This is a genomic window from Nocardia sp. NPDC006044 (assembly GCF_042871115.1).
Classification (GTDB): Bacteria; Actinomycetota; Actinomycetes; order Mycobacteriales; family Mycobacteriaceae; genus Nocardia.
Genome location: NZ_JBIAID010000002.1, coordinates 1089863 through 1100332 on the forward strand (window position 1 = coordinate 1089863; position 10470 = coordinate 1100332).

Annotated in this window: 8 protein-coding genes; 3 read left to right on the forward strand and 5 right to left on the reverse strand. The window is 70.1% G+C overall.

The annotated features are described in order from the left end of the window. Positions 1-31: 31 nt before the first annotated feature. A complete protein-coding gene (locus tag ACFYO1_RS22560) occupies positions 32-1468 on the reverse strand; it encodes an MFS transporter (protein ID WP_387234135.1) in 1437 nt (478 codons plus the stop codon). Between the two features lie 87 nt (positions 1469-1555). Here ACFYO1_RS22560 and ACFYO1_RS22565 point away from each other — a divergent pair, with 87 nt between their 5' ends. Together ACFYO1_RS22565 and ACFYO1_RS22570 are read left to right on the forward strand one after the other, a co-directional pair. Then, on the forward strand, positions 1556-2005 hold the full coding sequence (locus ACFYO1_RS22565) for a winged helix-turn-helix transcriptional regulator (protein ID WP_387234138.1): 450 nt from the start codon (positions 1556-1558) through the stop codon (positions 2003-2005). 52 nt (positions 2006-2057) lie between these two features. Next, a complete protein-coding gene (locus tag ACFYO1_RS22570; RefSeq protein ID WP_387234140.1) occupies positions 2058-3218 on the forward strand; it encodes a zinc-binding dehydrogenase in 1161 nt (386 codons plus the stop codon). Here the strand turns inward: ACFYO1_RS22570 and ACFYO1_RS22575 are convergent. Continuing rightward, complete coding sequence (locus ACFYO1_RS22575) at positions 3215-4441, reverse strand: FAD-dependent monooxygenase (protein WP_387234143.1); 1227 nt, start codon at positions 4439-4441, stop codon at positions 3215-3217. The genes ACFYO1_RS22570 and ACFYO1_RS22575 overlap by 4 nt on opposite strands. A gap of 73 nt (positions 4442-4514) precedes the next feature. Between ACFYO1_RS22575 and ACFYO1_RS22580 the strand changes: the two genes are divergently transcribed. After that, the gene (locus tag ACFYO1_RS22580) at positions 4515-5081 is read left to right on the forward strand and encodes a TetR/AcrR family transcriptional regulator (protein WP_387234146.1); all 567 of its coding nucleotides are present in this window, start codon (positions 4515-4517) and stop codon (positions 5079-5081) included. Between the two features lie 5 nt (positions 5082-5086). Here the strand turns inward: ACFYO1_RS22580 and ACFYO1_RS22585 are convergent, their stop codons facing one another. From ACFYO1_RS22585 to ACFYO1_RS22595, 3 genes are read right to left on the reverse strand one after another with little or no spacing between them, the layout of a single operon-like run. Further along, positions 5087-6625, reverse strand: coding sequence for a dynamin family protein (locus ACFYO1_RS22585; protein ID WP_387234149.1), 1539 nt, complete (start codon positions 6623-6625; stop codon positions 5087-5089). Continuing rightward, positions 6622-8487, reverse strand: coding sequence for a dynamin family protein (locus tag ACFYO1_RS22590; protein WP_387235318.1), 1866 nt, complete (start codon positions 8485-8487; stop codon positions 6622-6624). The genes ACFYO1_RS22585 and ACFYO1_RS22590 overlap by 4 nt, the downstream gene beginning before the upstream one ends. 55 nt (positions 8488-8542) lie before the next feature. After that, positions 8543-10462 (reverse strand): IniB N-terminal domain-containing protein, encoded by a 1920-nt coding sequence (locus tag ACFYO1_RS22595; protein WP_387234152.1) that lies wholly within the window; start codon positions 10460-10462, stop codon positions 8543-8545. Positions 10463-10470 lie beyond the last annotated feature (8 nt).

Consider the following 10470-nt stretch of genomic DNA (forward strand, 5'->3'; position numbering starts at 1 on the left):
TGGATTCACCACTCCGGCCCGTCGTCCCGATTCAGGCGTGCGCCGGCTCCGGCAGATCGACGGTCTCGGCGATCGCGCCGCGCCGCAATCCGGTCGCCGCGATCACGCCCGCCAGCACCGCGGCCACCACCGGAACGACCAGCGCGGTCCGCAACCCGTCCATCCCGGCCTGGCCCGCGTCGACCGCCGCGACGTTCACCGCGGTAACCACCGAGATCCCCAGCGCCGCCCCGAATTGAATTCCGGTGTAGAGCAATCCACCGGCCAGGCCGTGCTCTTCCGCCGCGATGTCGTCGGTGCCCGCGATGGTCAGCGGCCCGTACACGAGCGCGAAGGCGACGGCGAGCAGCACCATCGTCGGCAGCATGGCGAGGTAGGCCCGATCGAGATCGGTCGGCAGGAACAGCGCGTAGGCCAGCGCCGCGAGCACCACGCCGCCGAAAACCACTCGGACATTGCCGAATCGACGCACCAGCCACGGCGTCAGCAGCGGCGCGAGCAGCGCGTCCAGACCCATCACCGCCATCGCCAGGCCGGTCTGCACCGTGCTCCAGCCACGGAGCTCCTGGAAATACAGCGTCGCGAGGAACTGGAAACCCATGAACGAGCCGATGAACAACACTGCGACCAGGTTGGTGCGGACCAGCGGGGCTGAGCGCAGGATGCCGAGCCGGACCAGCGGCGTGGCGGTGCGCCGTTCGTTCACGACGAACAACCCGAGCAACGCCACCCCCGCGGCGAAGGTCGCGGCGGTCAGCGCCGGTCCGTCGCCCGGGTGCTCCAGCCGGACCACGCCGTAGACCAGCAGCAGCATCGCACCCGTCACGGTCAGCGCGCCGAGCAGATCGAAGCCGCCCCGAACCCGTTCCGGCACACCGGCATCCCGGACCAGGACGATCGCGGCCAGCAGCAGCCCGGCCGAGACGAGTACCGGTACGAAGAACACCCAGCGCCAGCCGAACGCGGTCAGCAACCCGCCGACCACCATGCCGAGCGAGAACCCGCCCGCCGCGACGCCCGCGTAAAACAGCAGCGCCTTGTCGCGCACCCGCCCCTCGGCGAAGTTCGTGGTGATCAACGACAGTCCGGCCGGGGCGAGGAACGCCGCGGCCACCCCGGTCACGAAGCGTGCGGTCAGCAGCATCCAGCCGGTCGTGGCGAAACCGCCCAGGCCGGAGAAGACCAGGAACACGGTGAGCCAGCACAGGAACATCCGCCGGCGGCCGAGCAGGTCGGCGGCGCGGCCGCCGAGCAGCACGAACCCGCCGTAGCCGAGCACATACGCGGACACCACACCACTGAGCATCCCGGTGGACAGGCCGAGCTCGGCCCGGATCGAGGGCAGCGCCACATTGAGCATCGCGACATCGATGCCCTCCAGGAAGATCGCGCCGCACAGCACCGCGAGCACACCCCAGGCGCGGCCGGACATCGCCGTGAAGACCTCGACCGCTCTGACTTTCACCATCACGACTCCCCAAACAGACTCGGTTCCCGACAGTGGGGTCGGTTACCTCTTGATACCGAGGGAAAGTCTGGGGCAGAATCGGCAACCATGGAAGACGGCACATCAAGGTCACCGGGGCACTGCGGGGATACCGCCGCCGACTACGACGTTCTCCAGTGGGACACCCGCGTCGACTGCGAGGTACGCCAGATTCTCGACCGGGTCGCGGACAAATGGTCGCTGCTGGCGATCGCGCTGCTCGATCAGCGGAGCCTGCGATTCACCGAGTTGAAGCGCAAGATCGACGGCGTGAGCCAGCGCATGCTCACCCGCACACTGCGCCAGCTCGAACGCGACGGGCTGGTCTCGCGCACCGTCTTCCCGACCGTCCCGCCGCGGGTCGACTACGCGCTCACCCCGCTCGGCGCGAGCCTGCACACCACGATCAAGGCCCTCGTCACCTGGACCGAAGGGCACCAGAACGAAATCGCCGCGGCCCGCGACGACTACGACCGCCGCGCCGCCGCCGAGGCGCTCGTCACCGCCGGATCGCCGTAGCCGGCGACTGCGCGCAGTAGCGTGGACGGACTACCGATTCGAGGAGTTCACCATGCGGGCCGCCGTCGTCACCAACTCGAAGTTCGAGGTCCTCGACCTGCCGACCCCGGTACCAGGGCGCGGGCAACTACTGATCGAGGTGATCCGCTGCGGCATCTGCGGTTCCGACCTGCATGCGCGCAGCCATGCCGACGAGATGGCCGAGCTGGCCGTGACCACCGGCTACGACGCGTTCATGCGCTCGGATCAGAGCGTGGTGCTCGGCCACGAATTCAGCGGTGCGGTAGTCGATTACGGGCCGGGGTGTCGTAAGCGGTGGGCGACGGGCACACCGGTGGTGGCGCTGCCGATCGTGCGGCACGGTTCGAAGCCGCAGCTCACCGGGCTTTCGGTCGAGGCGCCGGGCGCGTACGCCGAACAGGTGGTGGTCCAGGAATCGATGACCATGCCGGTGCCCAACGGGTTGTCCGCCGAACACGCGGCGCTCACCGAACCGATGGCGGTGGCCTGGCACGCGGTGCGCAAAGGGCGAGTGGGCAAGGGACAGAACGCCTTCGTGATCGGCTGCGGGCCCATCGGCCTCGCGGTGATCAGCATGCTGAAGGCGGCGGGCGTACGCACCGTGGTGGCCAGCGACTTCTCCCCGCGCCGTAGGGAACTCGCGACCGCCTGCGGCGCGGACATCGTCGTCGACCCCGCCACCGACTCGCCCTGGACGGCAGGCCCCAAGCGCGGCCGGATCAACGGCGTCACCGACATTCTCAGCCTCGGCTTCGACACCATGGACCGCCTGCACCGCGTCCCGAAACTGCCCTGGTGGTACGTCTTCCGCCTCGCACACACCCTGAACGCCGGTCCGTCCGGTCCGGTCATCTTCGAATGTGTCGGCGTCCCAGGCATTCTCGACCAGATCATCACCGCCGCACCCCCGCTGTCCCGCGTGGTCGTCGTCGGCGTCTGCATGGAATCCGACCGCATCCAGCCCGCCATGGCCATCAACAAGGAACTCGAACTCCACTTCGCCTTCGGCTACGACCCCGGCGAATTCCGCGACACCCTCCACCTGCTCGCCGACGGCAAAGTAGACCCCGCCCCCATGATCACCGGCACCGTAGGCTTGGCCGGCATCGATTCCACCTTCACCACCCTCGCCTCCCCCGACCACCACGCCAAAATCCTGATCGACCCGGCAAGTTCCGCCACTGCGCCCTAGGACTTGGTAGCGGAGGTTTCGTAGGGGCGGTAGTCCTTGATTTTGATTGTGCGGGCGATCTTTTGGGGGGCGCCGCCGATGAGGCCGCGCCAGGGGAGGTAGGGCAGGAGGCGGACGTTGAGGTTGCGGAGGCGGATCATCCACTTGGTCGGAGGTGCATACCATTTGCCTACGCCCTCGGCGAAGGCCTGGCAGGCATTGACCAGCGGGAGCAGTTCTTTGCGGTAGCGCGGGAAGGCGACGGTGTGGTCGCCGCGGGCTGCGGCCAGTTCACCGGCCAGGACGTAGGCGCCGACGAGGGCGAGATTGGTGCCCTGGCCGGATAGCGGGGCGGCGCAGTAGCCCGCGTCGCCGACCAGTGCCACGCGGCCCTTCGACCAGTCGTCCATGTGGATCTGCGCCATGGCGTCGAAGTAGAAGTCGTCGGCGGCGGTGAGGTGTTCGAGCAGGCGGGGCACCTGCCAGCCCGCGCCGGCGAAGGTGTCGGCGACGATTCGCTTCTGCTGCTCGACGTTTCGGTAGTCGTAGTCGATCGGCTCCGACTCGAACGCGAAAACGGCTTTGGCCCGGTTGTTTTCGCGGGCGCTGTAGCTACCGGCGATCTTGCCGGGGAGGTTGTAGTCCTGCTCCCAGTGATCCAGCGCGAGCAGGTTGGGGGTGGTGTAGATGCTGATGTAGTAGCCCATGTGCCGGAGGTAGTCGGACTCCGGGCCGAAAACCAGCCTGCGCGTGTGGGAGTGCACGCCGTCGGCGCCGATGACCAGGTCGAAGGTGCGCGGCTCGGCGTGCGAAAACGTGACGTGCACACCCTTTTCGTCCTCGGTGAGGCCGATGATGCTGTCGCCGAAGAGGTATCCGGCATCGTCGCGAGTCGCTTCGTACAGCACCCTGGCCAGGTCGCCGCGCTGGATCTCGCAGTCCCCGCCCGCGCCGACACCGTTGAACACCTCGCTGCTCATGCTCGCCCGCGCCTTGCCGGTCGCGTCGACGTAGGAGGTGCCGCGCTTGCCGGTGCTGAACTCGTGCACCTGCCTGAGCAGGCCCATCTTTCGAATCACCTCGGTGCCGGCGCCGAGCACGTCGATCGCCTGACCGCCGTCACGCAGCGCGGGGGCGCGCTCGACGATGGTCACCGCGAAGCCGTAGCGGTTCAGCCAGAAGGCCAGCGTGGGCCCGGCGATGCTGGCGCCGGAGATGAGGACGGTCATCGGTCGGTTGCTCATGCGAAAAACTGTACATTTGTCTTAGGCAAGCGCGCAAGACAAATGACTGAGGCAGTCGCCTACCATGTTGAGCATGGGAAACCGGGAAGATCTGCTCGCGGGCGCACGGCAATGCCTGTTCGAGAAGGGCTACGCCCGCACCACCGTGCGCGATATCGCCACCGCGGCGGGCGGGGTCAGCATGGCCGCGATCGGCTACCACTTCGGGTCGAAGGAGGCGCTGCTGGGCGAGGCGCTCGCCGAGGCGAATCGGGAATGGGGCGTAGAACTCGAGCGCGCGTTGAGCGATGCGGCACAACCGGATTCGACGCCGCTGGAGCGTTTCGCGGCGCAGTGGACGGCGGTGATCGAGTCGCTGCGCCGTCATCGCGGGCTCTGGGCGGCCACCTTCGACACCATCGCGCAGGGCGGCCACGACCCCGCCATCAGGGAGGGGCTGGCGGCCGGCCTGGCCGAGGCACGCGCCGGATTGGCCCGGCTCTTCGAGCACATCGACGAGGACGACACGGAACAGGGCCGAATGATCGGCACCTTCTACCAGGCCCTGCTGACCGGCCTGGCCGCGCAGTATCTGCTCGACCCCGAGCACGCGCCGTCCGGCGCGGATCTGGCCGAGGCGGTGCGCCGGATCACCGCGTAGCCGGCCTACTCCGGCAGCAGACCGAGGGCGCCTTCCGCGCTGCGGGCGGCGGTGAGGCACGCGGTGGTGGTGAACTGGTCGGCGAGCGGGTGGCGGGCGCGGGATCGCCATTTGCGCACCGCGGCCACCGCCTGGTCACGCTGAACCGAAGGCGCGGCGTCGACCGGCAGCCCGAGGCGCAGGTGCGGGGCGATGCCGGAACCGCCGATGAGCCGGTGCAGTTCGGCGAGATCGGTTGGCGGCAAGGCCAATTCATCGGTGCGAAGGCGGCCGAGCAGGCGGAGTTCGGCGAAGCCGTGCACGTCGGCGAGCAGGGTGCGCACGCGGGGCAGCAGGGCGTCGGCCTCGCTGCCCGGGTAGGCAGTCAGCACGCGGGCGAGGGCGGTGAGGGCGGAGTGCGCCTTGAGCTGGTCGGCGCGCTGGCCGAATTGGACGTCGAGCACCGAGCGCAGCTCGTCTACGCCGCTGCGCGCGGTCAATTCCGCTGCCAGCGTGGCGGAGTCGCGCACGCCGAGCCGGATCAGGGTGACGGCCATCCGAATGCCGAACAGGCCGAACCGTTCCGCGAGCTGCGCCCGCAGCTCCGGTGCCACCGGCAACGCGACATCGGGACGCGCGAAGCGGTCCGCGGACAGCAGCGCCGTGCTCAGTTCGTCGACCGGAACTCCGGCCAGCGCCTCGAACGCCGCGTACTCCTGCTGCCGCAACGTGGCAGCGGCGAAGGCGAGCAGCCCGGCGACCGGAATCACGGCCTGGCACAGGCCCGTTCGCTCCAGCTCCCCGGCAAACCGGGTCGCGACATCCCGCGCGGAATGCAGGGCGTCGATCCGGCCCGCCCCGATCTCGTCGGCCCTGGACACCACCCCGACGACACCTAGCGGGCCGGAAACACCGTGCGCCGCACCGGTTCCGGCACCGACCCGTTCGAGGAACCGGACGTCGGCGGCGTCGAGCCTGCGCAGCAGATACACCACCGCGTCGGCGCCCGGAACCGCGATGCTCTGCTCGGCCTGCTCCGCGCCCGGCGTCAGCAGCCGGGCCGTGCGCCGCGACACCTCGCGCGACAGCGACGACGTGCCCGGCGTGTCGATGATTGTGGTGTGGGCCAGTGCCGCCGCGGGCCATTCGACCTCGAGGTGATCGACCTCGCGTGGGGCGGGCGCGTTCCAGTTCAATCGCTCCAAATCGAAGGTCAGTCCGTGCGTTCCGCCGCCCCGGCGCACCACCACGTTCGCGCGAGCGCCGTCGCCCGCGTGCGCGGTCACGCTGGGCGTGGATCCGTAGCGATACCAGGTGACCACCCGGGTGCACTCGGTCGCGTCGGTCGGCGCGATGTCCTGCCCGACAAGCGAATTGAGCAGCGTGGACTTGCCCGCCTTCAACGATCCGGCGAGCGCGATGCGCAACGGCTGATCCAACCGGCCCGCACAGTCCGCCAGCAATGCCCGCGGCCGCGGCTCGCTCGCCAGCGCCGCCCGCGCCGCCCCCACCAGCCGATGTGCCTCGGCCACAATCCCCGGCGCCGCGCCGACCTCTCGATTCACGGGGCAACCGTACCGGCGGGCACGCTCGGCAGCGCGGCCTGCATGGCTTCGGCATATCGGCCCAGCTCGGCGACCACGTGCAGCTGCCGCTCCAGCACCGCGCCCCGCTCGGCGCGGCGCGCGCCGGCCATGGTCGCGGCCTCCTGCGCGGCCCGCAGCGAGTCGTCGATCGAACGCAGACTCCGCTCCGCCACCCCGGCGTAGTGATCGCGCAGCGCCCGGTGGATGCGATGCAGCCGGTCCTTGGATTCCTTGCCGGTCTGGAACGCCACATCGTCGACGAACCGGCGGACCGCGGCCTTCGCCTCGGTGCGCCGCCGCGCCAGCCTGGCCTGCTTGTCGTCCCGGAAAGCCTTGCCACCCACCACGAGTCCGGCGCCGATCGAGATCGGATTGAGCAGGGCGAGCCCGGCGAAGGTGCTGGCCAGGCCGATCATCAGCACGCCACCGTAGGAGCCGCGCATGCCGACGAGCAACTTGCTGCCGAAGCCGATGTCCGGCTCCAGGTCGGCCAAGGTGCCCGCCCCGGCGTGACTGCCTCCGGCGGCGGCATCGGACCGCACGTCCGGCAGATCGGCGGTGCCGACCTCGGTGAAATGCTCGGCGACCCGCTGCGCGAGTTGCAGTGCGCGCGAATGGGTCCACAGCAGGTTGTCGCCGATCGCGGTATCGATGGTGCCGGTGAGGTATTCGGCGATGCTGTCCCAATGCCGGCCCGGATCGTGCTCGTCGATCCACTCCTCGGTGGTTCTGGCAATGCCGCGCAACCGATCTCGCAGATCGTGGTCGACGTCGCCGGCCAGGTCGGTGATGCCGTCGGCGAGGGTCTGCTGCCAGGCGGCGGTGCGGCGATGCAGTTCTTCGGCCGAGGTCCGCGCGGCCTGGAGTTCACGAACCGCGGCCGCGCCCCGGGCCGGATCGCGCACCGCGACCAGTTCGCTGCCCAGCGCGAGCGCCAGATGTTCGGCGACGGAGCGGATGTCACGGGCCACCGCACTGCGCGTAGCGAGCTGATCGCGAGCGACCACCTGATCGCGCAGGAATTGATAGAGCACCCCGAAGCCCGACTCGAGGCCGAGTTGCTGGTCTTGCAGGCGCAAGGCGTGGCTGCGCAGCAACGCGGAGACCGCGATCATCGGCACGTCCATGCCCGCCTCGGCCAGGTGGCGCTGATCGGCCTCGAATACCTGACGCCAATGCGGGTACAGGTCGGTCTTGGTGATGAGAAGCGCTACGGTGGGGCACAATTCGCGCACCTGGCGCAGGAACGCGAGCTCCGGCTCGGTGATTTCGGTGGACGCGTCGGAGAGCACCAGCACCGCGTCGGCGGCCGGCACCATGGTCAGCACGCTTGCCGCGTATGAACTTCCGTGCCCGCCGACGCCGGGGGTGTCGACCAGCACGATGCCGTCGGCCAGCAGGGCGTTGGGCACCTGGATTTCCAGCCGCAGAATCCGCCGTCCCTGCGCCAGCGGGGAACGCGCGGTGATCGAGCCGATCTCGTCGATCGGCACCGGGACCCGGGCCTCCGGACCGCCCTGGTCACCGCCGGGCGCGGTCAGCACCAGTTCCGCCTTCGGCTCGGGACCGTAGGCGAGCAGCGTGGTGACCGTGGTGGTCACGTCGTCGCCCACCGGGCAGAGCTCGAGATTCAGCAGCGCGTTGATGAACCGGCTCTTGCCCTGATCCAGTTGTCCCGCAATGACAATGCGCCGCCGCGGATCCCGCACCCGATCGGCGGCCACCTCGAGCCGGCCGACCAGATCGTTGCGGCCCGCGGCGCGCGCCGCCGCGATGGTTTCGCCGAGTACCGACAGCAGCGGTACCGCCGGTGGTGTGGCGTTCGGTGCGGGCGTCCCCATCGCGGTGTCGACCTCTTCCAGTGGAGCGGGCATTGTCAGTGCGGCGGCGGTGCGATCAGTGCAGCATCGCGTCGCCGGTGAGATCCGCACCGGCGCTGCCGGCCAGATCCGCGCCCGCGTGGGTATCGCCGAACAGGCCCGAATCGCCGTGCACCCCGGCGGTGCTGTCCAGCCCCGACCCGAACGCGCTCGAAACATCCAGCGACGACCAGGCATTCGCGGTCGAACCGACATCGCCGCTCAGCCCGGCCCCGGTGTCCACCGCGCCGTGCGTGGTGCCACCCACCGAGCCACCAAGTCCCGCGGCGGTATCGACCGCGCCATGCGTCGTACCACCCAGCGAACCACCAAGTCCCGCAGCGGTATCGACCGCACCATGCGTCGTACCACCCAGCGAACCACCGAGACCAGCACCGGTATCGACCGCACCATGCGTCGTACCACCCAGCGAACCACCGAGACCAGCAGCGGTATCGACCGCACCATGCGTCGTACCACCCAGCGAACCACCGAGACCGGTGGACAGATCGCCACCGAGACCCGCGGCCGAATTGATCCCGGTCGACAACCCGGTCTCCAGGCCGGTGGCCGCATGACCACCAACGTCGAGGCCACCGCCGAGTCCGGTCGCCAGACCGGTCCCGACCTGCGCCCCGGCCCCGGCCGAACCGTCGAGCCCGGCGGAAAGTCCGCCACCGAGACCGGCGCCGGCATCCGCCGCCGCCCCGATCCCGGTGGACAAGCCCGTCTCCAGCCCGGTCGCCGCGTGCGCGCCGGCATCGAGAGCACCGCCGAGGCCCGTGGACAACCCGGTCTCCAAGCCCGAACCCACTTGCGCCCCAGCGTTGATCGAACTATCCACCGTCGAACCGAGCCCGGCGCCGAGATCGGCGCCCACCTGCGCACCCGCGCCGAGGGCAGCACCCGCGGTACTCGACAGCCCGGTCTCCAGACCCGACCCGACCTGCACGCCCGTATTCACCGCACCATCCAGCGTCGAGGACAACCCGCCGCCGACGCCGGTGCCCGCGCCGATCGCCGCACCGAGCCCGGTCTCCAGACCCGCAGTGGCCTGCGCCGCCGAATTGCCCACGGCGCCAATGGTTGTGGACAGTCCGGCGTTCAGATCGGCCCCGCCCTGTGCGACACCATTGAGCCCGGCGGACAAGCCACCCGCCAGCTGTGCCCCGGTGGCGTTCAGACCGGCGGTCAAACCGGCGCCGAGATCGGCGCCCGCGCCCACTGCCGCGTCGAGGCCGGTCGTCGCCCCGGTCACCGCGTGCAACGCACCCTGCAATCCGGTGGAGACGTCGGCGCCTACCTGAGTGCCCGCATTGAGCGCGGCATCGAGCCCGGTGGAGATCCCGGCCGTGGCCGACCCGACCGTGCCGAGGGCGCCGCCGATACTCGTCTCGAGCCCCGTCCCGACCTGCGCTCCAGCATCCACGGCACCCTGCACACCGGCGCCGATGCCGGTGACCGCCTGCCCCGCCACACCGAGCGCGCCGCCGACCGCCGCCGACAGATTCGCGCCGATGTCGGCGATCGTCCCGAGCCCGGCGGAGAGCCCGGCACCGATATCCGCGCCGACCTGAAGCCCGGCATCGATCGCGGTGTTCAACCCCGCGTTGAGGTCGAGACCGGTTCCGACCTGACCACCGAGGTCGACCCCCAGGTCAGCGCCGATATTCAGCCCGGCATCCGCCGCCGCGGCGGCGCCGACGGTCCCGGCCGCACCGATCACCGCGGCCGCACCGGTCTGTGCCCCGGCCGCGACGATCGCCGACAGCTGCGAGCCGCCCGCGACCAGCGCGGACTCGGCGACCATCGGGGCGACGGCCGCGATGTCCTCCGGGGTGACCGCGGGCAAACCCGCCGCCGCCAGCGCCTGCGTCGGATTCGCGCAGTAGCCGACCGCCGCTTCGTGATCGCGCAGCAGGTTGAGGATGAACTCGAGAATCGCGTTGGGTGTCATCGGAAACT

Bases quoted from the DNA above. Each gene is read 5' to 3' on its own strand.
- ACFYO1_RS22560 (WP_387234135.1), bottom strand. From the start codon at position 1,468: ATGGTGAAAGTCAGAGCGGTCGAGGTCTTCACGGCGATGTCCGGCCGC.
- ACFYO1_RS22565 (WP_387234138.1), top strand. From the start codon at position 1,556: ATGGAAGACGGCACATCAAGGTCACCGGGGCACTGCGGGGATACCGCC.
- ACFYO1_RS22570 (WP_387234140.1), top strand. From the start codon at position 2,058: ATGCGGGCCGCCGTCGTCACCAACTCGAAGTTCGAGGTCCTCGACCTG.
- ACFYO1_RS22575 (WP_387234143.1), bottom strand. From the start codon at position 4,441: ATGAGCAACCGACCGATGACCGTCCTCATCTCCGGCGCCAGCATCGCC.
- ACFYO1_RS22580 (WP_387234146.1), top strand. From the start codon at position 4,515: ATGGGAAACCGGGAAGATCTGCTCGCGGGCGCACGGCAATGCCTGTTC.
- ACFYO1_RS22590 (WP_387235318.1), bottom strand. From the start codon at position 8,487: ATGGGGACGCCCGCACCGAACGCCACACCACCGGCGGTACCGCTGCTG.
- ACFYO1_RS22595 (WP_387234152.1), bottom strand. From the start codon at position 10,462: ATGACACCCAACGCGATTCTCGAGTTCATCCTCAACCTGCTGCGCGAT.